Below are 25,288 nucleotides of genomic sequence, written 5' to 3' on the forward strand. Positions count from 1 at the left end.
AAGGGCCCAGACGCTCGTAAAGATCACGACCAATATGCCGGCTACGCCCAACAACATTCCCGGCACACCCGAACCCCACAACCACCGCGCCACCCACAAACAACCCACACACTCGAAGCCGATCGCAACGACGACCACCCACCCCAACACCGATGGAAACCTCACCCGTCCGGCCTCAGCGGGCGGTTCGGGAGCGGTGTTGTGGTCTCGGAGAGAATCCATGACGCCTTCCATGACGTGGTCCGGCCCGGGGCCGGCACGCCGTCTTGACCAATAGATGGGAACAGGTGGGGTGGCCGGGCACCGCCCGGGGGTGAACGACACCCGACCACCCCACCACTATCCCGCCGCCAACCCCACCACCACATCCAACGGAACCCCTCCCCCGAACCCACCGCGGCACCACCAGGGAAGGGCCACCAACCAGCCGACCCAAGTGCCCGGCGACCGACCCACGCCGGCGGTATCGCCCCGACCCGAAACCCACGAAGGTTCGGACACGGGGCGACCACACTCACGACCGGACAACACACACCCGGACCGGCTGGCACGTCAACGCAAGAGGGCGACCCCGACAACCAACACGGTCATCCCCGCCACCACCCACACACCGGACCGGAACGCGCTGACCACGATGACAAAGAGGATGGTGACAACCGCCGTACAGGCCGCCACCACGACCGGATCGGTCTCCCCGGCGCCGATCACGACAACTTGGGTCGTCACCAGCGAGCACAGCCAGACGACGAAGGCACGCGCGTACCTACGCGTGTCCTCGACAGGCGTCACCACGTGTGCGGGGCGAAATTGGGAAACGCCGCACGGACACCGCCCAGCGGGTCCGCCACGTCACCGGCGCTACGGGGTATCACGTGCAGATGGGCGTGTGGTTGCGACTGCCCCGCCGCTTCGCCCACGTTTCCGCCGATGTTGTAGGCGTTCGTGCCGTAGTGCTCGGGAAACCACACGTCGGCGATATAGACGACCAGTTGCCGCATGCCCGTGCTCTCACGCTCCGTCAGATCCGACAGGCGCGCCACGTGCCGGTAGGGAACGATCTCCACATGCCCGGGAAACGCCGGGTGGTTGTCCAGTCGCACGTAACACCCGCCGAGCTTGGGAACCTCCGGCGCGAGGCGGTTCTCGGGGTCTCCGGGACGACAGAACAGGCATTCACGCGGCTGGGCACAGTCCCCACAGAAGTCCCCGGGCCGTGGGTAGGGCGGCGGCGACAGAGTGTGCTTCGACATGAAACCCCTTTACGGGTACGGCAGTTCATGAACCGGGAGCGGCCTTCCCCACCACCGTAGAAGGCACCGGGAACCGCCCCCACCAGCCGGCACCCACCCCCGCACCCCCCACGACCCGGCCCACCCGGGAAGGGGCCCGCGCCGGCCCGGGGCCCGTCTCGTCGTGTGGAACCGCCGAAGCACCCCCGACCACACACGATCCGACACGCATTCCCACGCGCTGTGCCCCGAGCGGGTGCTCGGGGCCAGCGCGTGAGCGTCACCCCCGCACGGGGCGCGGGCAGGTGGAGAGGTTCGGTGATCGCGGCACGCCGCTCGGCCGGGAGCGCGCGCTACGTCGTTCGCCGGCGCTCCGGGCAACGCGCGCCACGCTCGGTGCACTCGCCGGGCCGACTGCCCGACACCCCCGGGTCCGCAGCGCCAGGGCACCGACTCTGCTCGGGGGTGTCACCAGCCTTTCCCTTCAGCGATGGCGTACCACGTTCGCGCCGCATGGGTGGAGGAGTACAACAACGGGCTGTACCAGCGCTCACCGTCGGTCTGACGCCGCACGTAGTACGCCGAACCCTCCCGGTCGCTCCATTCGAGCAAGGTGTATTCATGGTCGCCGGCCACATGCCGGTTCGTGGTGGCGACTCTCGCCGGCTGCGCGTGTGCCGCCCACTCCACGTGTGCGGCGTCCTCTCGCTCGTTGGTGATCCACGCGCCCGGTCCCGGGGGCCGGTCCTCGTCCCGGACTTCGGGATGCACGGGATGAGTCGTGTGCGTGCTCAGGTCGACGCAGGACCCGTCCGCCAGACGGATCGCGTAGTGACCCCACGGAGCGTGCGGCGGACTCGCACAGACGTACCACGTCGCCCAAACCGCCGCATATACCGGGTCCGCGCCGGCATCGACGTCCCCCCTGTTGGTCAGATACCGCGTACCGATGCCGACGTCACCCGCAGGTGCCATCACGTAAGCCTTCTCGGGTGCCTGCTCGATGTTCGTCACGTGGTCTCCCGAACCGGGCATCGATCGATCTCCCATCCGTGCGGCGGCACACGCCGAACCGCGTTCTCCAGACCGGGCGGAACACCCCACCCGGGGGCCACATCGAGCGGCCTCCAACCACCTTGGCCCCGCCGGGAGGCCCGGATTACCACCCGAGCCCCTCCCCCGAACCCACCCCACCGCGGGCCCACCCGGGAAGGGTCGGGCGCCGAACAGGCGCCGGCTCGTGGTGGGAAGCACCGAAGCACCCCCACCGGCCGCAGCGCCCAACGACCACACAGGACCCGGCAGGCATGGCTGCGGGTGTCACCCCGAGCAGGGGTCGGGCCGCGTGGAGGGGTTCCACGCATCGCCGGGCACTGCTCTGCCGAGGGTGCGCGCTACGCCCGGCGCTGCGGGCCGGGCGCGCCGCACCTGGCGCACTTGTCGGGCCGACGGCCCGACAGCCCCCGGGCCCGCATGCGCCGGGGCACCAACTCCAAGACCATCACCGCCCGGGTGGCCAACTGTCGCGGGTCGTGGGCGCCTTGGGAAATGGCGACCAGAACATCCCGGGCGACCGCGTCCGCCACATCGCACGCAACGGCCGGGCGCCGTTCCTCGATCGCGTCGAAGACACGGGCCCACCGGTCCATAATCGCCCGCTTCCACGCGCGGTTGGTCGGCGTCGCGGACCCGGCATATCGCGTGGCGTCCACATACAGATCGGTCGAACGGAACGGCATGAAACTCCCTTTGGGGGGTGTGACGGCGGGCGGCGCGCCCGGGCACCGAGAAGGTCGTGAGGGGCGTATACGACCATCCTCCGGCGTCACGGGCGTCGGACCGAGCCCGCACGACCCTCCCCCGAAACCGCCCCGCCGCGGCTGGGCCGGGGAAGGGAGCGAACCGGCGGGCTCCGGACGGGCCCAGGAAACCAAGCGGCGGGCCACGTCGAGATGCCCGCCGTCGACCGCAGCGGGGCCCGGTGCGCAGCGTCGGCGCACCGGGGCCCTGGGGACGCGCGTGGGTGTCACGCCCGAGCGGGGGCCGGTAGCCGAGCAGGCATGATGCGGCCACGACGAAGAAGGACGACACCGCGTTCTCGATCCGGACGCATCCTTCCGCGTGCGCCACACGCGTGAGGGCCCCGTCACCGTCGACCCGGCCGACCTGGTGGAGCGACACGTCCAGCCGTGAACGTCCGGTAGTGCGGAACAAGACGCGCCGGCTCGTGAGCAACGGCGCATCCTCGGGAAGCTCGAGTTCCGAACCGGGAACGAGTTCGTCCCTGGTGACCAGGAAATCACTCGCGACCACGACGATCCCGGTCAACCGGTACACCCTGAACTCGTCGTCCGGCGCGGAGGATTCGGGAACCCGGATCACCACCGTCGGGCGACCCGGTACGTCCGTTGCACGACCGTCCAGGACTTCGGTGATGCGGTCCACCGGCACGACGTCGCGCGACGACGCCCGCGCGGAGTCGACGAGCGCGCCCAGCCGGTACAGCGCGGCCAGCATGGCATCACGACCCTTGACCGCTTCACAGTCGCGGTCGTGGTTGTCCATGACCTCATGGAGCGCGGCATCCGAACCCGCCTCGCTCAGACGAAGACGCTCCAACTCCCTGTACAACGCGTCGAATGACTGCGGAGTCAACTCGTCGAACGAAACACGATCGGACACGGCAAACGCTCCAAAGGGTCGGCAACACATGGGATGCGGCACGGAGAACGGGCCTCGGAGATGATTGACCCCGCCGGCCGCACCCAACAGGAAACGAAGAATCGGGTGGTCGGGCACCGCCCGGGGGTAGACGGCACCCGACCACCGCACCACTATCCCGCCGCCGACCCCACCACCACATCCAACGGAACCCCTCCCCCGAACCCGCTGCGGCCCCAACGGGGAAGGGGACGGGCACCGACCTACGACCGACGTCGAATCGCTCCGGGCCGACCGGTGGTCGGCCCGGAGTTCCCTTCCATTCGCGCCTTCAGGCGATGCGCTCCACATGAGCAAAGATGGCGGTCTCGGCCGCATAGCCATTGAAATCACGTTCCCCGGTGTGGTGAACGAACCGATACGTCCCCGGTGGTATTTCCAAGACCGTGTAAGTCCAGTCAAGAGTCTCGGGGTCGCCCCCTCGGGCTATCCAGTCATCGAAGTCGGCGATGGAGTACGCCCATAGATCGGTACACACGCCCGCCAGGCGCGTGTCCTCGGGCAGCGATGGAATGCCCTCGTCGTCGTGCCACGGCGCGGCAATGATGTAGTTGCCTGGGCCTGTGCGGTAGAAGCCGGGGCAACTGTTGCCCACCGGACCGTAGGCGCAGCCCTGGGCGGCCATCGCCCTCACGGCTTCCGCTTGCCCAAGGACCGAGTCGTAGTCGGCGGTCGTGCGACCGTTCCAGTCGTAGACGGGGCGCAGGTCGTCGGTGACGATGATCTTCCCGGACCGCACTTCGAGGGTGATCTCCGTAGTGATGCCGTCCGGGTAGGGGCAAGGTTCCACCGCTCGAACGACCTCCCCCGAGATCTGGAGCTGCGGATGGATGCCACAGACTTTGCAGGAGGGCGCTGCGCCGGCGATCATCGGTTGCCCCTCGAGCCGGAAGACCTCCACTTCCGCCTCGCCCGAAATCCGGTGTCCGTTTGTGCTGAAGGCCAGTCGCTCCATGTCGTACGCAACTCCTAGACGGTTCGGGTGGGGTGGTCGGGCACCGCCCCGGGGAGACGGTGACCGACCACTCCGCCACCCTGACACCCGCATGCGCCCCGCGCGCGCACCTCTACCCCTCCCCTGAACCCACCGCGGCCCCAACGGGGAAGGGACTGGCAACCCGAGACGCACGCAGCACTGCGTGTCCCAGCGTCCCGAACCGTCCAGCGGGACGCGGGCGGCCTCTCGTCACGAAGAACTGACGCCCCGGGCAGGCACGCCCGGGGCGTCCTCGGCGCGGTCACTGCCGGGAGTGTTCACGCACGATCTCGGGCAGGAGAGCGCGGGCGTCCTCGGCGGCGATGCGGCCCTCGGTCAGGTACGGGCACGCCGTCTGCGCGCAGGCGTGTTCGTGGTCGTGGTGGTCTGCGATGTGGGCTTGCTCCCACTCGCGCGTGTGACGGTTGAGGACCCTGCCCAGGTACTCGATCCGCCACAGGCCGTCCCCCACATGCTGCGCGGTGATCACCAACGCGTCGGTGTGTCGGCGCGACGACGGGTAGGGGTTTCCGTTGAACGTCAGCACCGTGGTGAAGTCCAACCACTCCGGCCCGACCCCGCACGCGACGTCGTGTGCGTGCGCCTCGGGATCGAACGAGGCCGCGCGTGGGAACACGCCCAGGCATTGGGGGCACTGGTGAGAGCCCGGCGGGACCGGACGCGGCGGCCCGCACACCCACGTACGGCCGCCGAACACGACAGGGGTCGCCTGCGTGCCCGCAGGCCCGGCCGTCCACGCCTTCGACGTCTGAGTTCCCGGGGTCGGGAGCCGGCCGCCGGCGGCGCCGGTAACGCGTTCGACGATGGCCCGCACGCGGCGGGCAGGCGTGAACCACCCCGACGACCGAGTCACGGGCCGTTCTCCGAACACGGTCGGCCCTTCGGACGCGGGCGAACCGCCGGAATCGGTCGAACCGTTGGAATCGACGGGACGGGACTCGGACATCGGGACTCCGAACTCTCGAAGAAACTTGCGGAATCGACGCGCCGCCGGCGCGGCACACGATGGAACACGCCCTGTGCCGCAGTGGTACCGGTGGCGTGGTCGGGTACCGCCCGGGGTGACGACACCCGACCACCCGACCACTGTCGCGCCGCCGCCCCGACCGGCACGACCAGCCGAACCCCTCCCCCGCACCCACAGCGGCCCCATCGGGGAAGGGTCGCCCGGCCCGTCGTCGCACTACCGGCCCCGCTGCCCGGCGCCGAGGGCGGAGGGCGGACCGATGGGAACCGGTGCGAGGCTCGTCCGGACCGTCCGACCGGAACGGTCCGGACGAGCACGAGTCACGGTCGATCGCTCCGCGCGACGCCGTCCCACCGACCTATGGGTCCGCCGCCATCGGTGCGGTCAGGGGATTCGACCGCCTCGGAGAGTGCGCGTTTTGCCACGTGCTCAACGTTTCTGCGGAGGGTGCTGTCAGGGTCTGAGGACAGTGTCGCGAGGGTGACGGCGGCGGCAATGATGACATCGCACACCTCCATCAAGACGTCCTCCTGCGTGTGCGTCACACCCTTCCTCGGGTTCGCACCGATGAAGCCTTGATACGCCTGGGAAAGCTCTCCTACCTCTTCGATGATCTTCAGCAGGCGCTGCGGCAGCACGTCCTGTCCGGCGGCGGCGTGGTGCGCGTCGAGCATTTTCCGAAGCTCTTCGATCGAGGCCCACATATTCGCGTCCACGAAAACTCTCCACATCCATTCATGGCCCGTAGGCCAGTCGGGTTGGCGTCCGAGGCATCGCACAACGGATCACCGTGTCCGAGGAATCCGCCGGCATCGGTCGGACATCCTCAAAGGCCACGCTCATCTCTCGGCCCGGTATTCTCCGGGGGGAAAATCTTCCTCGTCGTGCAGCGCGGCATCCGCTGCGCGTTCCAGTGCCGCCGCGTGAGTCGGGTCTTCGGCGGCTCTCGCTATCTTCGCTTCCCAGTCCTAATGGACCCTATGTCCGCTCCGCTTCCACGTCGCCAATCTCCTCTCGTTCCACACCGCGATCGGGTTGATCCCTCGGGGTCGTGAACGGACAGTCGGATCACCAGGGATTGAGGGGACCGAATGCCGTCAGTATTACGATTCGTTTTCCGTTCGGAAAGCATCCTTCCATGGGCGAGGGGAAGTCGGTGTCATTCGGGATCCGGAAGGCGGCACTCAGTCCCAGTCCGTGTGCGCATCGTGTGCACTCCTTGTTTGCGTGTCGCTCCGCCACCACCTTGGCCGCGCTCAGGGCGTAGTCCTCCGTACAGCCCGTGGCGTTCACGATCACGCCCGGCTCGTCGTCGCCGCATCCCCACCCAAAGATGCATTGGATGCGCACCGCAGTGTCACCTTTCCTTACCAGAGCCCTTGTTTCCATATCCGTCATGCGAAGCTCCCAGAGAAATACGTGTGGACGCGACCTGCGAATGACATCGTCGCCGATAGCTTCCGGCACCTCATATGCGGCAGCTCGCAAGCACATCCCTATTCAATGCGCCCCGACTCTATCGCTCGCGCATCGACTCAGGCGCCGGGATTCCACCCTTCCCCGGAGCAGACCGGCCCAGAAGGACCCGGGAGGGGCATCGGTGTCGAAGAATCACCGCAGGGAGCCATTAGATTGATGCTCCCCAACCATCAACCGGGAGTCGATCATGCACGCAAACGATCCGGACTGGATGCGCGCGGTCTGGTCAGCCGACCAAATTCTCGCGACGAGAGATCCGGACGAGTGCTCGCGAATGCTGGCGAGGGCGGAAGCCGATTTCGGCCAGGAGGGGATCGCAGTCCTGGCCATGGCCATGATCTTGCAGGTCTGGGACACGTGTCCGCCGACCCATCGAGTCGCCGGGTACCCGTCCGTCGATCTGATCATGAGCGAGAGAAGCCTGCTCAGTGGGCGTGCTGCGGCCACCCACCCTGGTCGCGGTGTCGAAGGGACGAAGCTTCATGACCGCCAAGGAGATTTCAGCAGCGGAGGACGCCTTCTCGATGATGGAGTTGGCCATTCCCGTTCTGGGAGAGATATGGAAATGGATCGGCAGGCGCGGCCGGAACGGCATCGTTCCGAGGCTGGCCACGCATTTCGACAAGCACATATCTCCAAAACCGGATCTCGCATTTCTTCTCATCATGCACTGCATTACGTCCGCACGGATTATGCGCCGGTCCGAAGAGCCCTGACGGAATCATTCGGTCCGTGCCGCGCAGTTCGATCCCGAATTTCGCGGCCCTCGGACCCGAGATAGCCCCTCCCCGTCCCGCCTGCTCCCGGGAAGGGGTCGGGCCGATTTCCGGTGCCCCGGATATCCCTTAGGTTGGAATCCCCGGTACGTCGACACAAAGGAAATTCGGCTCGCATGAAGGAATCGGAAAGGGATGCGGTTCACGCATCATTGATCCTTGCCAACAAGGAGCCGTTGGAGATTTGCGACACCCTTGAAATCGCACAGGGAATGCGGAAAGTTTATGTGCGGATGTTGTCGAAGAGCGAACGCGCCCGAACGCACGCAGTAATAATTCATAGGCCATTCGAAAACAGAGGTGGATGGCATCTACTCCTTCTCAAACTGACTTCGGCAAGCACCGTACCTCTGAGGATCTGTTACAGCTTCACGGAGGCTCAAGACCTGCTCGACAGCTATGCGAGGAATCTGACCAGAGAGGGACGCGGCGCATCGCACGCCGTGATCATTCGCAAGCTGGAGGGTGATTGGAAGCTATGGGGAATATTCGAGTTCAAGCGCTCTAATAGCGAAGAATCCTAGGGAGGGCAAGTCACGAGCCGGCGCGGCGTTGTGAGCCTCGCCGGTTCATGACAAATCCACGCCGCGTTGCCTCGGTAAGCGAATGCCCCCTCCCCCGCACCCTCCGGAACAGGGAAGGGTTCAGCGGCGAAACCGTGAGCAGAGAATGCAGATAGACGGGAAACGAGAATTCCGTTCGGTACGGGAAATCCTATGGGCCTCGAACACAATCGTCCCTCACGGAGGAGTACCATACGTGACCGAAACGAGTAATCAGGCCCCCGGCAATGATGAGGATGGACTTTTGCCCATCGGCGTTTTGTCGTGGATTCCGGAGGATTTCCATGAAGGCGACGGCCGGGAATGGGAAAAGCACATTCGCCCCTTGTGGTATGTCGTACCGAACTGGGGCATGGACGGATGGGACCTTGGCAGCCATCCGAACAGCGTCGTTGCGCACTACGACGACATCCTCCTGGGAACCCACTTCGGTCTTGCGGTCTACACCGAGGGCGACGTCCAGGTATCCGCGTTCCAGGGGCGCCACGCTCGCGACGCGGCCACGGACCGGCTCGCGTTGGAATTGTGGGACTACTGGGAGAACGGACCCTCCAACGCTCCCAAGCCGGGTACTCCGGTAGACGAGATACCGTTCATGTTTCGCGGCTCGTACCAACGCAGATAGATTCCGGCCCCCGCGACGCTGCACGGGCCCCGGTGCCCGTCGAGGCGCATCCTGAATGCCAGACAGCCCCTGGCGTGGGGTTCCTGACGGAACCCCACGCCAGGGGCTGTCTGGGCTGCGTGGTCGCCCCTGTGTCCCCGCGGCATCGCCTTGGCGGTGCCGGGGAAGGGGGTTCGCGTGCTGTCCACGTATCGCCGCCGGGGTGCCCGCCCCTCCCGAGATCCAGCCGGTCGATGTCTCGTGAGGACCGCGCGGTAGTAGCGTTCGAGCCCTGATTCGGCCCCGACCTCCGCGGCCGGTGACAGCGCGGGAAACCGTCGGGTCGGGATTCCGCGGCCTGCCGAGGAAGTAGACGACTCCGCGCGGCGCGGGGTCGAGCGGCACCCCGACGCACTCCGCTCCGGGCGCCGACTCACCCACCAACGATCTGCGCGGGATCGACCAGGTGCTGTCCGCGCTCGTCGCCGAGGGCACGTTGCCTTCGATCGGGGAGTTCCGCCCAAGCATCCAGCCGCGCCCTATGCGGGTGCCGAGCAAATGTCTGCCTGCGGGTCGTCCCGATCAGGAGCTGCCACGGGGTGCTACGTGGTGTCGTCGCGGCCCTCGCGAGTGCCTGCGAAAAGGGACGTCCACAGATCCAAACGGTCCTGGACGTGCTTGGCGTTGATGTACGCCTCGTGTCCCCGGGCCTGCTCGTCGCTCAGTCGAGGATCACAGTGTGCGTCGAGGAAGCCGACGGTGAGCAGTGCAGTGTCCGGGTCGTGCAGTCGAAGACGTGCGAGGTTGTCGTCCATGATCTGGAACGCCCGGGCCTCGTCCAGAAAGCGGTGCAGGTCCTCAAGGAACAACTCAGGGTCGGAATCATTTGTCACGGCACTTTCTCCTTCCATGCGATCTGGGGCTGTCGCTTTCGTCCGGCTGGCGTCCATGGCGTCATCGCGAGGCCGGGGTTTGAGGTACGGCTGTGCTCGGGCTTGCAGGCAACGCGTTGGCAACGATGGGCGACCAAGAGTCGCAGGCGAACGAGCGAAGTTCGGTCGCCTCGGAGCTCAGGTTCCGAGCTGCAGGACACCCGCATAACGAACTCGCGAACGGCCCGGTCCTCGTCGGCCGGTCCGCGGAATGTGCGGCGGCAAGCCGCAGGGCGGCGCAACGTCGGCATCGGTGTCATGTGCGGGTGTCAAAGCGGGTGGGGTCCAGGCGGCGCAGGACCGCGCCGGCGGGGGCGATGAGATCAGACGGCAGGAAGGAGGACAGGGCTTCCAGCGCCTGGGCGTCGGGCATCTTCACGATGTCGTCGTAGGTGACGTCGGAATAGGGGGACTCGTCCCATCCACTCGCCTCGGAAAGGAGGCCGTCGAAGAGCCTGTCGGCCAGTGTTCGATCCTCTGCCATGTGGGATTCGAGTTCTTCGAGTGCCAGCGATGCCGCCGTGTGAAGCTCGACGGCCGAGGCCGCCATCGCGGGCATGCCCCCGGGCCCCTCCGCTGAAGCGGTCGGCACTCGAGGTGCCGCGGCGTCCAAGGCTGCGCGGAGGCGCCGGATTTGGTCGTTGCCCGACTGGATCCGGGGCGCGGGCAGGTTTGGGTTCACCGGAATCGCTTGCCTTTCTGATGGACGGCAACTCGTCGGAGGAGGATCGTCCCCCGGTGATACCTACGGGTCCTGTCCGCTCCGGCTGCGCCGGGGCGGCTCGACACCAGACGGGCCACGACTACAGGAGTGGTTCCACGCGTCGACGCGCACGCTTGCTCCCCTGCGGGTCCCTGCCGTCCGCGTCGAGCCTCAGAAGGTCCGCGCGCGTCATATTCGGCGTGGATACACCCAACTCCTCACGCAGCACCTCCCATTGCTCGCGTATGCACTCGTTCACGTCGGAGACGGGGTGGCCGGCGCCGCATGGGCTGGCGACCCATTGGTCGTCTCTGCCGGGCCGATGTCCGCAGTTCGGGCATGTCCCGCAGAAGTTCGGCCGTGCGAGAGCGTCGTCGCGCTGGAAGCTTCGGCCGGACGGCCGGAATCCCAGTTCCACGACGCCACCCTCGGTCGAGGTGTACATCGCCTTCCGGCACTCCTGACCGTCGCAGTGGCCGAGGTGCGCGAAGCGCACACCAGTCATCCGGACCATCCAACCGATCCGCTCGATCCTGGGGGAAGGCGACGGGATGACTCCGAGCGTGGCCCACTCTTGCTGCCATCCCCACAGGGACGGCGGTGTTGCAACGTTCTTGGACATGAACGGTGCTCCCTTCGGTGTTGTCGGGCCCTGCAAAGTGCGGCCGACGATCACGGCTCGCCGTTCCGGGCGGTCACATCAATCCTTCGGCACCGTCGGAGACGCCGCGGCCGGCCGCGACCCTCCCCGGAGTCGGCCCGCATCGCCGCCTTGTCCTCCGCCGACTCGCTGCGAACTACCGCGCCTCCTCCGGGGTCCGCGTCGCCCAATCGCGGTGCCAATTCACATGTCCGAAGATAAGGTCGTCCAGTTCGACCGGGCACAGGTAGCAAACGAGCGTGACTTCCAGCAGACGCAGGGTGGAGGGACCCCGTCGAACGGTGGTCGGCGCTGGATGCAGGCGTGGACCGATCGCTTGTGCAGATCGCGGACGTTTCTCGCCGCGGGTGGGGTGCTGCTGCAAAGCGCGTATCGGCCGGCGCGTTCGATCAGATGGGGCCGCACAAAGTGGTGCTGGCTCTCTCACACCCGTGCCAGGTAGCGGATCACGCTCTCAGGTTCCAGCCGCAGAATCCCTGTTCTGGCGTCGGGCCGGGCCTCCAGGGCCAGAGCGGCAAGCGTGCCGAGCGCCACTGCAGGGTCGTTGTGGCTATACGAGGGATCCCAAACGGATAGGACTGCGTCCTGTACCCGTGCGAACCGGATGTCGCGGTCTTCAACAAACATGGCCAGAACTCCTGTGCGGCGAGGTCGACTTGCAAATCTTGAGCTGGTGTTGTGTCACGCGCCGTGTGCAGCCCGGATTGCGTTTCCGGGACGGGCTGTGCGGCAGCGCGAGCGGAAGGCGCCCACGGGTGTGGATCCTCTTCGCAATGCTGTCCACTCAAGTTGGCCCACTGTGATTCATGGTGTGCTCACCGGAAACAAAGGACCGTGAACTGGTGGGGCGAACACGCGTGTTCCCGGCACAGTCACCAAGCTTGTCCTTCCGTCGTCGGGCCACACCGCCGGCGTGCGCGTCGACCCCCGCCTCCCCAACAGAGGCCCCAGAACCTGGGTGGAGTTCGACACCAACCCCCCTGGCCAGCCAGACCCTGTGCGTCACGTCGCTGAGCCCGGAAGAGGCAGGTCTTGTTGTCACCGCCATCGAAGTCATCGAACAAGGCCGCGTCGAGGCGGTCGGCGACCGCCGTGAGGAGACACGGCGCACCGCTCGCACCCTGCTCTTGGTCTTCGCGGCGACCTTGGTCGGAATCCTGGTCGTGGCGGCGATCACCACAGCGTGGATCGCTCGGCGGACAAGTCACGAAGTCCTCCGAGGAACGAGGACTCTGGCCGGGCCATTTGGGTTTCCCGATCGAAACCTGACCAGCAGTTAGCATCCCACCAACTCTTCCGTCAGGCTGCGCTCACCGAGACCCCCTGCGCGCCCGAGACATCCCGCGTCGAACTGTCCGCCATGGACGACGACGGGCGTATCGATGTCCGCCATCCGCGTCAGCCACCGCTGCTCTTCCGCCAAGCGATAGCGGTCGAAGGCGGAAAGGGAGCCTGCCGGGGTCCTCTCGCGAGCGGCGATTGCGGCCGCCAGTCGAGGCGAGAGGACCGTGGGGGAGCTGTTGTCGGGTTCGGTATCCAAGGCCCAGTCCGGCAGGGTGAATTCACCCGTGTTCGGCAACGGGACCGAGGGTGCCGGTGGTGTTGGCGGCGACGTCGACGTCGCCCCGTCGTCCCGACAGACACCGCAGATCAGCCGACGTGAACTGGGCGCGCCGTGCGTTGTCCGGCGGCAGTACCGGCAGACCGCGATGGACTCCGGCAACTGACTCAGGAACCACCCAAGTGCTGAGGAGATTACTGGTTCCTGGTCGCCCGTGCGCAGTTGCGACAGACGTACACGAAAGTGGGTCTCGAGCATGTTTGCGTCCCAGAACCAGGATGACGATGCTGCGGTGGTGGGCCCGTGAAGGATGACCTCCAGAGCGCGAGCGGCGATCGAGCGCTGGCCGGGTGTGAACCGGGCTGTGATGGTGGGGATGGCATCGAACACCTTGCGGACCGCGGCAGTTTCGAGATGGGAGTGCGGGAGAGGGCTTTCCTCCGCGCGCAGCGCGTTCTCATCGCGGTGGATTCCCGGAGTCTCGCGCGACGTATCTTGTGCGGGTGTTTCGCCTTCGGCGGAGAACCCCATGGCGTCGTCGGCATCAAGGTGAACGTCACCCAAGGTGGCGTGAGGGTGTGTATGTACGACGCTACGTCGGGGTCGGTGTGACCTGGGCCGATCCGTGGGGACCGGCCGCTGACCTGCGGATTGGACGGGCGGATCGCAAGATGCTGGGCTGGTGAAGCTACGGCGGGGTCGCGGAACTGGGTGCGAGGGGCTGTGCGCTTGGGCGATGGCTGGGATGATCCAGTCCGTGCGGTGGTGTAGGCCGTTCTCCGTGGTTCGGCGCTCGCGCGAGGCGACGCCGTGGTCCTCCAGGCGGGATAGGACTTTCTCCGCCCCCCCATCGCTGCACCGCAGCAGCGCTTGCAGGGTCCCGGCCATGCGACCGCGGCGACCCGAAACGCGGCCTCCCCGTTGTCGTACACGACCGTTGGGGCCAGCACGCAGCGCCAACAAGACGAGTGCGAGGCGGTCGGTGGCAGCCCCGCGGGTACGGCGCTCCGCGAGGAGCCCCGGGGGCGTTCCGGTGCCGTCGCGACCAATCCACCCGGGACCGATCAACGCCTCCAAGAGGCGGAGAAGCGTGGCCAATTCGCTGCGGCTCAGGGCGAGGGGGTGACTGGGGTCGGTGACGAGGCAGCGAACGCCGACCAGTTCGGGGAGTGCACACCAGAGTCCGACGACTGTGCCGTGCTCGCCGTAACGAGGTTCAGTGACGATGGCGTCGACCTGTCGCAGTTCGTCGAGGTAGTCGGCGATGGTCCTGGGTGAGACCCCCAACCAGCGGGCGAGCTCGGCCTGGTCCGTGGCGGTGATGCAACCGTCGTTGAAGTTGGCCTTGGCGGCGATGAGCAGGCGAATCAGGCGGGCCCCCGGCGAACACATGAACGCGATGTCGTCGAGCACCAGGAGGTCGACCGCGCGACGAAGTCGGGTGCGCATGCCCGGATGGAGAAGCAGCGCCGGTTGTTGGGGGCCGCGCGGGGCGGGGTTAGGTTGAAGTGTTGGGGCCGATTTAGGCAGCAAAAAATCGACCCCGGAGGTGCCGTGCATGAGTGCTCCGGGTCTGAGTACAGCGATATGAGGCAGTGCTTCACCTGCTGCTCAGCCGACAGACGGGCGGAGCAGTGGGACCGCGTGAGTTAGGGGTTGAGGTGTGAGAACACCTCACTTTCGGCAACTACTGCGGGCCGCGCATCTGACGCTTTGTCAGCAGCCGATGTGCTGGCCGGGCATGCCGAGGGAACGGATCGCGCAGGGGCTGCGGTCGTTGCAGCGGTCGCTGTGATTCCGTCCGTGGCAGGTGTAGGAGCCACCGAGGGCCGGTGGGCGACCCGGCTGGCGCGGGCCGTGGGGAAGGCAGGGCGCGGCGGCTTGCCAGCGCCCTTCGGGGAAGGCCCGAAGACGAGCTGGCGCGTGCGGGAACGCAAAAAAGTCACCAGATCCTAGGCGTGCGGGCATGACACGCTGGAGGGACGTCTCCCTTCAGGAGACGTCACAGCCGAAGACTGGTAACCTTGAGCTTGGCGAGCGGGTTGGTTTACCAGCCTACTTAGGAATCGGCGTCATCGTTGCCTGTTGCGGACAGGCGGGATGGCGCCGTATTTCGTTATCAGGCGGCTATGGAGCCTCCCCGGGCGGCGGCGTGCGGCTCCAGGATGGCATCGAGTTCGGCCATCCAGACACCCAACGGCAGGACGACGAACGACTCGCCGTTCCGGCGTGGTCGCTCCTTGGCTGCGAGGAACTCGTGCTCCTCACTCGTGATCACGGCGCTGTTTGAGGTTACGAGGAGCAGCGTCCTCGGAGAGCGCTTCTTCGTCATGGCATCGCGCACGGTTCGCACGACGGTGAGGTCGTGTTCGCGCTCGGAGGCGGACTCGAGGCTGGTGCGATGGGCGCCAGTGGCTTCGGCGGCGCGGGCGACAACTACGTCTTCGGGGCGAAGCGCATCCAGACCCGGGAGAAGGCCTCTGTGCCTCAGTGCCTGCAGAACATGGACCGGGACATCGGAGTGGTCACTCAGCCAGCGCTGTGACACCGTGCCGTTCGGTCGGACGCCTGTCCGTGGACTCATGACTACTGCCTCCTGTTCGTGAGAGACGGACACCTCGGTGGACCGAGTGTCACGATCCTGGATCGGGACGTGACACACCTGGTGGATGGACGAAGGTCATACACGCTCGGCGAGAAGCATACGACCCTCGTACGTAATCTGCTGTCGAGACTCAAGACTGAGCCTTGCAGAAACGTCAAGCAGGCTCGTGGCGACACGCCGACGGCAGAAGTTCTTGTGAGAAATGCGCTGGTCAAAAGCTTGCATATGCCCAGGCTGCCCCTGGTCGCATGGCGGCGACGGGAGTGCGGGCGGCCGCACGACCAACCAGGCAGGACACTTTGCGTAGGACATTCCTACGCATCGCCGGTATTGGTGGCACTGCAGCGCACAACCCGATCCCCTGACCTTCGAATCGGGGGGCGGCGAGGAAGACCCGGACGGCAGTGTCGCGCGCGTCGGAAACGCCAAGCGGGCGGCATCCCCGGTCAAGGGGATGCCGCCCGCGAGGCGGTCAGGTCTCCGGATCAGCGTGGGGCCCGCGCTCCCTCGTTGCTGAGGTTCGCAAGGAAGTGCCTTACGAGGGCGTTCACGAGGTATGCCTGCATGCCCTTGCTGCCGAGTGCCGTCATGTCGTCCGTGACTTCATCGAGCCAGGCGGCATTCGTCGGCGAGAGCGTGTAATGGTTGGGAAGGTTTTCCGACGCATCCGCGATCCTGTTGTCCCGCTCCTGATGCGCCAGCGTCACCAGCTGGTCTGTCGTCTCCGCTCCCCGACCGACGGTCAACGCGGCATCCACGTAGTGGCTTACGGCGAGGCCTTTGAGGTCAAGCTGACGTTTGTCGCGAATGCTCTGCATAGTGAGGGCGTGCGCGAGGTCTTCGTAGATGCGGAGACTCTTCTTCTTGTGCTTCACGCGAGCGGTTCGCGCCTGAATGCTCGCCGCAAAAGACTCGCCGAGAAGCGTGTAGTAGACGGGGCGATCCTGCATGAGCGCCCGGAGGCCCCCTGGGAGGTTGGCACCGTTGGCCGTTGCCGGGGAGTACGGCAACGGCGAGCTGATCACAGGTCGGTTGCCCTGCGCGATGGCCTCGATGGCGTCGTAGTTGAGAGACGGCACCGAGACGGCCGTCGACCGATTCAGGACTGCCTGCTCGTGCTGCGCTGCCACCGGTTCCGGGGCCGGTGGCTGGTCGGTTTCCTGGGCGGGCTGTGGAGTGGCGGTTGCCTCGCTGGCCGGGAGCGGGTGGTGTGACTGTTCGCTTGTCGCTGGTGCAGCGTCGGCAACAACAGTCGGGGGTGACGGCACCGAGCGCAGCGCGGGGGCCGGTGGCTGGTCGGTTTCCTGGGCGGGCTGTGGAGTGGCGGTTGCCTCGCTGGCCGGGAGCGGGTGGTGTGACTGTTCGCTTGTCGCTGGTGCAGCGTCGGCAACAACAGTCGGGGGTGACGACACCGGGGTCGGAGGGCTGTCGCTCGGCGCAGTCGCCGCGTTGCCCGTGTGACCGGCCCCGTCGATGTCCTTGAGAACGCCCTGGTTCTCCATCTCAGCGATGACCTCAAAAGGGTTCTGCTTCTTTTTGCGTGCGCTGGCCATCAGGCGGCCTGCTTCATGCGACGTTCGATCTCGTGCCGCGGCACGCCGAGGATCTCGGCGACGACCTCTGCGAAGTGTGTGAACTCGGCTGGCAGGGCACCCCACTCCTCCGCGATGTACTCCAAGTGCGGTACATGCCCCTTCAACAAGGGATACCCCTGGCCACTGATGTGGTTCACGGCATTGGTGAAGGACTTGCGGGCGGGAAAGGCCCGAGACAGGAGCACCTGGAGCTTGACCGGCTCAGTCAGTTCCCGAAGCAGCTGGAAGGTAGTGGGCAGCTGCACCACGTCCCCTGGGTACTGCTGGGTGGGGACGACGCCATGTCCGGTGGCAAGCCATGCCTGCTTGATGAGGGTCGTATCGGACGGTCCCACATCGACGATGATGTGGCGATGGTTGGCGCGTGCGTTCTCGATACGGGTGCGCAGAGCGTCATCAGCCCAACCGACGACCATGACGTTCTTCGGCCACGCTTCACCTGCGAGACGGTTCCACTTCAGGCAGGTCCGGTTGGTGTCATCAGCGTCGACCAGAAGCACCTGCTCGCCCGTCAACGCGAGCATGAGAGCGGCGTAGACGGCAAACGTCGTCTTCATGACCCCACCCTTCGCGTTGGCGATGGTGAGCTGGACCCCGTTCGGCGAGTTGAGTGCGGCCAACACGACCATCTGCAGATCCGGGTCGAGCAGTTCAATCATTCGCCGCAGCGGAGCAGGAAGTGTCTCGGGGATGATGAGCAACCGTTCCCAGCTGCGATCTTCCCCCTCGCGTGAACGCGGATCAGCCTGAGTGACAGATGTCTGTGTGGGAACAGGCACGGCTTGTGTCGATTTCATGAGAAGGCCTCGATGGTCCTGTGGCGAGTGGGTTTTGACTGGTTAGCCCTGGGTTCATGCGGACCGATGCGAGCGGACGCGTCGATCTTCCGGGCGAGTCAATGGTTTACAGGTGGTTTCCTGCGCGGCCGAGCGCCGTGCAACACCGTTCGGAAGGCAGTCCGGGGAATGCCGTCCTGAAGCTCGACAGAGCTTGGAGCGCAGGGAGTGAGACGTCCGTCATGTTCAATGTCGACTCTCCGCAGTCTCGATGACTCTCTCTGCGGTTCGATGAGGTCCTTCGACCTGAAATGAACCGTGAGCACTGCTGGCGTACGTTAGCAGAAGCCGACCTCTCTGCGCGCAAGCTTCCGCTGCAATAGCGTGTCGCGCCCACTAGATTCGAACACGCCTTCCTTTTAATCGTAGAAACGCCTTTCCGCGCGATGGCTCTTTCGTAATTTGACGCGCTCCTTGTCGATCTTCTTTGAAGTCCATTGCTTCTCTATTTCTAGAGACCTTCCGTGTGATTTTTTGATCTTCAGCCTCCCCCTCGCTCGAAAAGCCGGACATTCACAGCGTGAGTCCGTCTCCCGGTCTGTAGCCCAGGTTGTGAATATGTGAAAGTGCAGGTCAGAGGCACTATTTTGCACTACCGTTACATTCGTTCGCCGGACGTAGGAGGACCTCGACGAGGGAGAGGGGGTCGCTTCAACGGACTTGGTGTACCGCATTCGGCAGCGCGTGTGGTTGTTGAATGGCACAACACGCGAATTCGGTGTGGGAAAGTGCTCGACATTCACCAACATTGTGCGGCGTGGGTTTGCGGCGCCGCTCGTTGGTGGACTTCAAGGACCGGCATTGTGTTGCCGAGCCCCGCCTTCCGTGCGGTCGCGCCTATGGCTGCACGAGCTGCGGTTGCTGTGTGGCGCGGCTCCAGATCCAGCGGTCGCGCCACACAACCGCAGTCCTTGCAGATGTGGATCCCGTCAGATATCCAGCGAAAGAAGTAATTAGCCATAGAATAAATTAAATGCCTAGAAAATAACTCTTGCTGTATATAGAGAGCTAAGCCCGTTATGCGCATTAAATGCCTGAGGTCAACACTGATCTTGGCTGGCTGGCGCAACGCTGGCGGCCTCAATGGCCGCGAGGCCCCACGGGGCCGAGCCTGTACACGGAGGGTGATGGCCGCTCGGGATGGGTACGCGGCTTCGGCTGATGCACAGCACATGTATGCCAGCCGGAGCGACGGCGGCTTGTTCGTGGTGTCGGCTCCGGCTCGGCGGGGTTGGCCCCGGCCGGCACGGTGGCATTCACAAATTCACAACATAGGAGACAGACCAGACGCCAGACCCGTCGACCTCGGCGCAGGCCCGGGTCACAGCAAGCCCTCGGACTCGGCGGGGTCGTTCCAGGATGCCCCACTAGCTTGCTCTCAGGCGAGCGTGCGCTGAGCGATCCTGCGACGTCGGCACAGGAGAGGGTCCCATGGTTGTTCAGCTGTCTTGAATGCGTCATGCCGCTGAAGTCCGGCGCCACCCACGAGTGGATGTCGACTGCGGTTGACGGTGCACTGGACGCTACCAACCGTCAGGGGCAGGAGCGGCTTCGGGAATCCCGGGATCGGCCGTGCTTACGATCACGACGAGTGTGCGGCTATCCACCGAATGGGCTCCATAGCCTGCCGGGGGCCGAGAGCCAGCGACCACGTAGTCGGACCGCAATTGGCGCCAGGAGCGTGCTGTAACCGTTCTGATCACAACGACGGTTGACCCCACGCGCTTCATGTGAGCATCCACATTGCCGCAGCGCGGAGTCGGGTGCCCGGCGGCAGTCCGGTTAGTGGTGCGAACGTGCTGTCGCAGGGCAGTACGCGACGGTCGGTGGTGGCCCAGGTGCGGTCGCAGGCGGGCCGGGTAGGGGCGGGCCGATTGCGAGGAGCGTTTCGAGCGTGGGCAGGGGGAGCGCTTCGGCGAGATCGGTCAGGATCGGCATGGCTGTGGCCCGGTCGCCGGTGATGCGCCAGTGGGCTTCGGCGGCGTGCAGCCGCGTCCACGCGTTGTCGGCGGTGAGGAAGCCTTCGACCAGGGAGAGCAGTGGTGCGGCCGTCGGCCCCAGGCGGCCCGCGTCCTCCAGACATCGCCAGTTGTCTTCGAGGCGGCGTGCCAGGCGGTGGCGAGTTTGCCGGCGTTGCCGCGGGAGTTGTGGGCGAGCAGGGCGAGCAGTTCGGTGTCGCGGATGCCCCAGTGGCCGAATTGCCGTCGTCGGCGCAGCAGGGTTGTCAGGTCCCGCAAGCATGCGGGCGGTGTGGGGTGCCAGGGTGACGACGAGTCCGTCGGGACGGCTGTGGGGGTGGCGCAGCGCGAGCCGTTGGTGGTCGAGGTTGTGCGTGCGGGTGGCGAGTGCGACCAGACCCCTGGGTCCGGGGTCGGGGATGTCGGTGAGCAGGCGTTCGTCGCTGAGGCGGCCGAGTGCCAGTTGCCGTAGACCAGCTCAGCAGTTCGTCCGGGTAGGCGCCGGCGGTGTGGTCGACGGGCGTGTATCGGCCGGCGCGGTACAGGCCGGGCAGGAACAGGTCGCGGAGAACGCGCGCGAACAGAGCGGGCACGGCGGGGTGGAGTTCGGGTTCCTGGGTGGCCAGGAGTGCGGCGAGGGCTCGGGCGTGTGCCCGCTCGGCGGCGGTTGCGGTGGGGGAGGTGGTCATCGGGGTGTCCTTCGGGCCGAGGTGCGTACGGGGCGGGCAAAGTCGGCGGGGACACCGCGGTGCGAGGCGGCGCCGTAGGCGTGGGTCGGCGTGAAGACGCCGGTGGGATCGGACGCTTCGCCCGCAGGCCGGCTTTCTGCCTCCAACCAGGTGTGGACGGTCCGCGCGTCGGCGACGCCGATCACGACGGTCGCGGCTAGGCATTGGGACCGGCAGAACAGGAACGCCGCGAGGGCGCGGGGCAGGCAGGCGGTGTTCCCGCCGAGGTGGGGGTGAGCCGCCAGCCCGATTCCATTCGACTCGACCAGTGGTGAAGTCCCCGCGCCGGTGGGGGTGGCTCGTGATTCAGGCACCGGGCAGGACGAGACGTAGGCCCCGCGCACGCGGAGATGACTCCCGATTCGATGGGCAAGCGCGGCTACAAGCCGTAATGCTCCCCGCGCGGGGATGATGCCGCTCCCGGCAATTTCGTTGCCGTGAGCGGCACTCGCGTTTCCGCAACTGCGCAGGGAGGACGCGATGTTGCGCTGTGCTCGGGAACCCGAACACAGCACATCTACCCTGTTGCCGCTCCTCGCCGGGTGCCGAATCGGAGATCACCATGTCCGAGCCCACCCACCACGAACCGCAGCCGGACCGCTGCCTCACCGGCCACGGATCCGTGTACCCGTGCATCATTACCGACGGCGTGCCCGGCCCGCTCGGGCACATCGTCGGCGGGCCCGGCGGTATCGAGAGGTCTCGCCCCGCCTGCGCCAGCCACCTGGCGGAGCTGCTGCTGCGGTGGGACCCCGGGTCCGAGCCCGAGGTGACCTCGGACCTGCCGCCCGCCGAGGACTATGCCCGCGCCGACCTGGCGTACGGCATCGCCAGCCACGTGGCCGAGACCTTGTGGTACGTATACGACGACGAGGAAGAGATCCGCACCTCGACCCCGCTGGGCCCCGACCAGTGGCAGGGCGCGATCGACAGCGCGTCCAACCTCCCGACCGGCACGGTGTAGGACGAGCCGTCCACCACCGCAGCCGGTCGTGTGGGCCGGCAGCCCGCACGGGGGCCCGGCGGCCTGATCAGCCCGGAACCCCCGGCAACCGCGTTCTGTTCGCCTCCGCGGGCATCACTCGATCGGGGCGCGTTATTACGGCCTGCTGGCCGCAATGTCGTCCACCAACTTCCGGTACAGCGCCCTCACCCGTAGAAACCCGAAATGGGCCGGATCCTCGTCCCACCGAATGTCCTCGTTCGTGGAGGGGCCACGCAGCATCAGCGGGTCCTCGTCGAGCGGCGGACTCGTCTCGCTCCAGGCGTCGTGCACGTCCTTGAAGTGAGGGAACCGGCGGTGCAGTTCTGCGGAGCCGAGGGGATGGTGGTATCCGTAGCCTCGCACCATCCGCGCCAAGGCCACATTGCCCAGTTCGCCAACGTCGCAGGCGGTTTCGTCCTCGGATGCAGGCATTGCCTCAAGGAGTTCCTTCAGCTCCCGGACCGACCAGCCTGTCGCCTCCGCGGCATACCGTACACAATCGTCGGGCCCGGAGATCACGCCCATCCGCAACCCCCTCGCCCGGGCATCGATCAGCCACTGGAGAGTGGCGCCGAGCGCCTGCCGTGCCGCCGCCGGAACCGCGTCCGCCTCGTCCTCATCCGGCACCCGCACGCCACGGGGCCACCCCGGCGGCGCGACGCGACGTCCCCGTCGCGCCGCCAGAACCGGAGGAGAACGCACCACCAATATCGGACATATAATCGCTTATGCCCTCCGGGTGGGCGGGTCTCGATCCGCCCGCCCGGAACCGACCCCACCGCCGAATTTGCGCGGCGCGGCCATCGGTGTCGGGCGAAGGCGGCATACTGGGACCGCTTCCCGGCTCTCGTCCGCTCCGGCGGCTTCATTCGCGGTCTATTCGGGACCGCCACGAGCCCTCGGAGACATGACGTGTCCACCTTCATCGGCGGGCCGCGCCCGCGCACGCCCCACGACGCCGTCCTCGACGCCTACCGCGAGGTCCCCAAGGAAATCGCTCGCCGGGAACGCGAACTCGCGGACCTCCGCGCGGACGAAACCCGATTTCGGGGCGTCCACCTGCTGCTGCTCCACGTCGCGGCCGGCGCCACCTGCGAACGCCTGGCCCAAGACACCGACGAGACCCCCGAGGAGGTCACCCGGCTGCTCACCGCAGGCCGCGAAGGACTGCGCGTCCGGCACGGCTGGTCGTACTACGGTCCGCAGCATCTGACGTGTCTGTCGTCGACATTGTCCGAGCGCCTGGACGAACTCGGGGTGACGGCGCCCGACAAGCCTCACACGTTGCATCCGATCGTCCTGCCCCCGCGCCGCGACACCACCGAGTGGTGGTGGCGCTGGACGAAGATCCTTCTGGACGCCTACATCGAGGCGACCGGGGAACGTGACGACTACGGCTTGGCAACCGTTGCGGCGGCCGAGATGTCCCTCCAGGCCAAATGCGCGCGATGCAAGCGGACCCTGTGGCAGTGGGAACACACCCACGGAGTGGGCATGCCCGAAGTGCCCGCCCATCTCCGTTACCCGTGATGAGTTACCGGAAAGATCGGACGGTAACGCGGCGCTCGGGCGGCAGGCGAGAGCTTCCGCCACAGTGGCGGCACCGGGCAGCGGTCGAATTCGAGCAGCCGACATCAGGATCAGGAGGGGTCGAGGCGATAGTGTCCGGGTCCCGGCAGGGGAGGCCGGTTCGTTCGGCCACCTATCTGCTTGGCGCCGCAGCCAGTAGAGGTGTTTGCGGGGCCGCGTCGATGTCGCCGTAGTGCAGCGCCATTTCGCACCACCCGGCGCCCTAAGGCGGCCCGACCCCCGTGCGGCCAGCCCTCGGACACCGAACGGCCCGTCTCGAGGGGCTGGCATCTGCAGGTCGCCGCAGACGACGGACCAAGACCCCGCGACGACCCGTCCCGATCGGGCAGTCCGCCGTGGCGCGCAGTCGCGTTTTCGGCTTTGAAGGGCCGTGTGGCCTCATCCATCCAGCGCTGAGGCGGCACCTGCAGGATGACCACTTCACGATCCGAACGCGTGCCTCAGGCGGCGATCAGGGGCAGGGCGCGCGGGCCGCGGAGGATGTTGTGGAGTCGGCGGATCGAGGGGTGGGCGGGGCTGGGGGCCAGGGTGCGGAAGCGGGCGGTCAGGGCGGTGAGTATGGCATCGAATTCCATGGCCGCCAGGTGGTTTCCTGCGCAGTGGTGGGCGCCGAGGCCGAGGGCGAGGTGGTCGCGACAGTCGGGGCGGGTGATATCAAAGTCGTCCGCGGTGGGCCCCCATTTGGCGTGGTCGCGTCCGGCGGAGCCGTAGAGCAGGAGGACTCGATCGCCGGCCGGGACGAGGGTGTCGCCGATGTGGACGTCGCGGGTGGTGCGGCGGCCGAAGAACTGCACGGGGGCCTCGAGCCGCAGCGCCTCGGCGAGCACGGCGTCGCTCGCCACGGCGCCTGCGCGGACGAGGTCCCACTGTTCGGGATGACAGGCGAGCAGGTGGAGGGCGGTGGTGATGGCGAGGATGGTGGTGTCCATGCCGGCGACGGTGTAGGAGAGCATCAGTTGGACGGCCTGCTCCTCGTCGATCTCGCCCCGGTCGGCGGCGGCGTGGACGGCGCCGAGCCAACTGTAGGGGGCGATCCGCTCGCGCGTCGCGACTTGGTCGAGGTAGGCGAACATCCGCTCGGCGCGGGGCATCGCGGCCCGGGTGCGCGCGTTGTCGGGCCCGAACACGTCGAACACCGCTTCGGCGAGGTCGAGGACGTGGGCGCGGTCCTGTTCGGGCAGGCCGGTCAGGCGCATGACGGTGTCGGCGACGAACGGGGCGGCCAGGTCGGCGACGCCGTCGAAGACCTCGCCGCGGGGGAGGGCGGCCACCAGCACGTGGGCGTGTGCGTGCATGCCGGTGGTGAGCGACTTCAGGGCGCGAGGCGCGAGTTGCCGTGACAGGACCCGACGCAACCGGGCATGCACGGCGCCGTCGCTGGCGACTACGGAACCGGTCAGGACCAGGTCGTTGACCTCGTCGGTCAGCGCGAGGGCGCGTTCGCTGGAGTAGGTGCCCGGGTCGCGCAGGACGGCGGCGACGTCGGCGTGCCGGGGCAGGGCCCAGACGGCGTGCGCGTCCAGGCGGACGACCGCGCCGAGCTCGCGCAGTCGGGCGTAGGCCGGGTACGGATCGGCCAGGACGGGATCGGCAAAGAGGTCCATCCTGGAGGCAGAGGCAGGCATCGCAGCGCCCTTCGTCGGAGTACCGACGGCCCCCGTGTACGCACGAGCGCAGCCGGGGAGGTGATCGGGATGGAGGTTGCCATCGTCGGATGACCTTCGAAGCGGGTCAAGAGCACAACCGACACTTCGCAAGAACCGATGATCTCTGGCGTCCTGCGTTGACGACCAACGCC

The 25,288-nt window shown here is 66.7% G+C and carries 23 protein-coding genes; 5 read left to right on the forward strand and 18 right to left on the reverse strand.

Going from position 1 to position 25,288, the window contains the following annotated elements:
* Positions 1-552 precede the first annotated feature (552 nt).
* From OG948_RS60630 to OG948_RS60660, 7 genes are all read right to left on the reverse strand, one after another.
* Positions 553-789: a hypothetical protein gene (locus tag OG948_RS60630; protein ID WP_406301007.1), complete on the reverse strand. Its 237-nt coding sequence runs from the start codon at positions 787-789 to the stop codon at positions 553-555.
* Entirely contained in the window at positions 786-1,250 is a 465-nt protein-coding gene (locus tag OG948_RS60635; RefSeq protein WP_406301008.1) for an HIT family protein, read from the reverse strand. Before OG948_RS60635 ends, OG948_RS60630 begins: the two co-directional genes overlap by 4 nt.
* A gap of 447 nt (positions 1,251-1,697) precedes the next feature.
* Positions 1,698-2,243 carry a hypothetical protein gene (locus OG948_RS60640; protein ID WP_406301009.1) on the reverse strand — a complete coding sequence of 182 codons (546 nt, stop codon included), beginning with the start codon at positions 2,241-2,243 and terminating at the stop codon, positions 1,698-1,700.
* A 380-nt stretch (positions 2,244-2,623) separates the two neighbouring features.
* Entirely contained in the window at positions 2,624-2,968 is a 345-nt protein-coding gene (locus OG948_RS60645; protein ID WP_331733258.1) for a hypothetical protein, read from the reverse strand.
* 1,253 nt (positions 2,969-4,221) lie between these two features.
* A complete protein-coding gene (locus tag OG948_RS60650) occupies positions 4,222-4,905 on the reverse strand; it encodes a hypothetical protein (RefSeq protein ID WP_331733260.1) in 684 nt (227 codons plus the stop codon).
* Between the two features lie 283 nt (positions 4,906-5,188).
* Positions 5,189-5,563 carry a hypothetical protein gene (locus OG948_RS60655; RefSeq protein WP_331733262.1) on the reverse strand — a complete coding sequence of 125 codons (375 nt, stop codon included), beginning with the start codon at positions 5,561-5,563 and terminating at the stop codon, positions 5,189-5,191.
* Positions 5,564-6,234: 671 nt separating this feature from the next.
* Positions 6,235-6,630, reverse strand: a complete 396-nt coding sequence (locus OG948_RS60660) for a MazG-like family protein (RefSeq protein ID WP_406301010.1) — start codon at positions 6,628-6,630, stop codon at positions 6,235-6,237.
* A gap of 1,245 nt (positions 6,631-7,875) precedes the next feature.
* Here OG948_RS60660 and OG948_RS60665 point away from each other — a divergent pair.
* From OG948_RS60665 to OG948_RS60675, 3 genes are all read left to right on the forward strand, one after another.
* Complete coding sequence (locus tag OG948_RS60665; protein WP_331733271.1) at positions 7,876-8,109, forward strand: hypothetical protein; 234 nt, start codon at positions 7,876-7,878, stop codon at positions 8,107-8,109.
* A 176-nt stretch (positions 8,110-8,285) separates the two neighbouring features.
* Entirely contained in the window at positions 8,286-8,693 is a 408-nt protein-coding gene (locus OG948_RS60670) for a hypothetical protein (RefSeq protein ID WP_331733273.1), read from the forward strand.
* A 235-nt stretch (positions 8,694-8,928) separates the two neighbouring features.
* Positions 8,929-9,357 carry a hypothetical protein gene (locus tag OG948_RS60675; protein WP_331733275.1) on the forward strand — a complete coding sequence of 143 codons (429 nt, stop codon included), beginning with the start codon at positions 8,929-8,931 and terminating at the stop codon, positions 9,355-9,357.
* 581 nt (positions 9,358-9,938) lie between these two features.
* On the opposite strand, the gene OG948_RS60680 is transcribed toward OG948_RS60675, so the two are convergent.
* The 9 genes from OG948_RS60680 to OG948_RS60720 form a co-directional block, all read right to left on the reverse strand.
* The gene (locus OG948_RS60680) at positions 9,939-10,229 is read right to left on the reverse strand and encodes a hypothetical protein (protein WP_406301011.1); all 291 of its coding nucleotides are present in this window, start codon (positions 10,227-10,229) and stop codon (positions 9,939-9,941) included.
* Between the two features lie 295 nt (positions 10,230-10,524).
* Positions 10,525-10,827: a hypothetical protein gene (locus tag OG948_RS60685; protein ID WP_331733281.1), complete on the reverse strand. Its 303-nt coding sequence runs from the start codon at positions 10,825-10,827 to the stop codon at positions 10,525-10,527.
* A gap of 244 nt (positions 10,828-11,071) precedes the next feature.
* The gene (locus OG948_RS60690) at positions 11,072-11,593 is read right to left on the reverse strand and encodes a hypothetical protein (protein ID WP_406301012.1); all 522 of its coding nucleotides are present in this window, start codon (positions 11,591-11,593) and stop codon (positions 11,072-11,074) included.
* A gap of 462 nt (positions 11,594-12,055) precedes the next feature.
* Positions 12,056-12,259: a hypothetical protein gene (locus OG948_RS60695; RefSeq protein WP_331733283.1), complete on the reverse strand. Its 204-nt coding sequence runs from the start codon at positions 12,257-12,259 to the stop codon at positions 12,056-12,058.
* 649 nt (positions 12,260-12,908) lie between these two features.
* Complete coding sequence (locus tag OG948_RS60700; RefSeq protein WP_406301013.1) at positions 12,909-14,753, reverse strand: hypothetical protein; 1,845 nt, start codon at positions 14,751-14,753, stop codon at positions 12,909-12,911.
* 559 nt (positions 14,754-15,312) lie between these two features.
* The gene (locus tag OG948_RS60705; protein WP_331733289.1) at positions 15,313-15,777 is read right to left on the reverse strand and encodes a hypothetical protein; all 465 of its coding nucleotides are present in this window, start codon (positions 15,775-15,777) and stop codon (positions 15,313-15,315) included.
* A gap of 506 nt (positions 15,778-16,283) precedes the next feature.
* A complete protein-coding gene (locus OG948_RS60710; RefSeq protein ID WP_331733292.1) occupies positions 16,284-17,351 on the reverse strand; it encodes a hypothetical protein in 1,068 nt (355 codons plus the stop codon).
* The gene (locus OG948_RS60715; RefSeq protein WP_406301014.1) at positions 17,351-18,052 is read right to left on the reverse strand and encodes an AAA family ATPase; all 702 of its coding nucleotides are present in this window, start codon (positions 18,050-18,052) and stop codon (positions 17,351-17,353) included. The genes OG948_RS60710 and OG948_RS60715 overlap by 1 nt, the downstream gene beginning before the upstream one ends.
* A gap of 2,820 nt (positions 18,053-20,872) precedes the next feature.
* Positions 20,873-21,229 (reverse strand): lasso peptide biosynthesis B2 protein, encoded by a 357-nt coding sequence (locus OG948_RS60720; protein ID WP_406301015.1) that lies wholly within the window; start codon positions 21,227-21,229, stop codon positions 20,873-20,875.
* Positions 21,230-21,477: 248 nt separating this feature from the next.
* Between OG948_RS60720 and OG948_RS60725 the strand changes: the two genes are divergently transcribed.
* Entirely contained in the window at positions 21,478-21,879 is a 402-nt protein-coding gene (locus OG948_RS60725; RefSeq protein ID WP_331733301.1) for a hypothetical protein, read from the forward strand.
* Positions 21,880-22,014: 135 nt separating this feature from the next.
* Here the strand turns inward: OG948_RS60725 and OG948_RS60730 are convergent, their stop codons facing one another.
* Positions 22,015-22,533 (reverse strand): hypothetical protein, encoded by a 519-nt coding sequence (locus OG948_RS60730; protein WP_331733304.1) that lies wholly within the window; start codon positions 22,531-22,533, stop codon positions 22,015-22,017.
* 279 nt (positions 22,534-22,812) lie between these two features.
* Here OG948_RS60730 and OG948_RS60735 point away from each other — a divergent pair, with 279 nt between their 5' ends.
* Positions 22,813-23,430, forward strand: coding sequence for a hypothetical protein (locus OG948_RS60735; protein ID WP_331733307.1), 618 nt, complete (start codon positions 22,813-22,815; stop codon positions 23,428-23,430).
* A 500-nt stretch (positions 23,431-23,930) separates the two neighbouring features.
* On the opposite strand, the gene OG948_RS60740 is transcribed toward OG948_RS60735, so the two are convergent.
* The gene (locus tag OG948_RS60740) at positions 23,931-25,115 is read right to left on the reverse strand and encodes a cytochrome P450 (protein WP_406301016.1); all 1,185 of its coding nucleotides are present in this window, start codon (positions 25,113-25,115) and stop codon (positions 23,931-23,933) included.
* Between the last annotated feature and the right edge of the window lie 173 nt (positions 25,116-25,288).

The sequence above is a fragment of the Embleya sp. NBC_00888 genome, from assembly GCF_045207655.1.
Lineage (GTDB): Bacteria > Actinomycetota > Actinomycetes > Streptomycetales > Streptomycetaceae > Embleya.

Excerpts from the sequence above, each read along its gene's own strand:
- OG948_RS60635 (WP_406301008.1), bottom strand. The coding sequence starts at position 1,250 with ATGTCGAAGCACACTCTGTCGCCGCCGCCCTACCCACGGCCCGGGGAC.
- OG948_RS60645 (WP_331733258.1), bottom strand. The coding sequence starts at position 2,968 with ATGCCGTTCCGTTCGACCGATCTGTATGTGGACGCCACGCGATATGCC.
- OG948_RS60650 (WP_331733260.1), bottom strand. The coding sequence starts at position 4,905 with ATGGAGCGACTGGCCTTCAGCACAAACGGACACCGGATTTCGGGCGAG.
- OG948_RS60665 (WP_331733271.1), top strand. The coding sequence starts at position 7,876 with ATGACCGCCAAGGAGATTTCAGCAGCGGAGGACGCCTTCTCGATGATG.
- OG948_RS60670 (WP_331733273.1), top strand. The coding sequence starts at position 8,286 with ATGAAGGAATCGGAAAGGGATGCGGTTCACGCATCATTGATCCTTGCC.
- OG948_RS60685 (WP_331733281.1), bottom strand. The coding sequence starts at position 10,827 with ATGCCCGCGATGGCGGCCTCGGCCGTCGAGCTTCACACGGCGGCATCG.
- OG948_RS60690 (WP_406301012.1), bottom strand. The coding sequence starts at position 11,593 with ATGTCCAAGAACGTTGCAACACCGCCGTCCCTGTGGGGATGGCAGCAA.
- OG948_RS60695 (WP_331733283.1), bottom strand. The coding sequence starts at position 12,259 with ATGTTTGTTGAAGACCGCGACATCCGGTTCGCACGGGTACAGGACGCA.
- OG948_RS60700 (WP_406301013.1), bottom strand. The coding sequence starts at position 14,753 with ATGCACGGCACCTCCGGGGTCGATTTTTTGCTGCCTAAATCGGCCCCA.
- OG948_RS60705 (WP_331733289.1), bottom strand. The coding sequence starts at position 15,777 with ATGAGTCCACGGACAGGCGTCCGACCGAACGGCACGGTGTCACAGCGC.
- OG948_RS60710 (WP_331733292.1), bottom strand. The coding sequence starts at position 17,351 with ATGGCCAGCGCACGCAAAAAGAAGCAGAACCCTTTTGAGGTCATCGCT.
- OG948_RS60715 (WP_406301014.1), bottom strand. The coding sequence starts at position 18,052 with ATGATTGAACTGCTCGACCCGGATCTGCAGATGGTCGTGTTGGCCGCA.
- OG948_RS60725 (WP_331733301.1), top strand. The coding sequence starts at position 21,478 with ATGTCCGAGCCCACCCACCACGAACCGCAGCCGGACCGCTGCCTCACC.
- OG948_RS60740 (WP_406301016.1), bottom strand. The coding sequence starts at position 25,115 with ATGCCTGCCTCTGCCTCCAGGATGGACCTCTTTGCCGATCCCGTCCTG.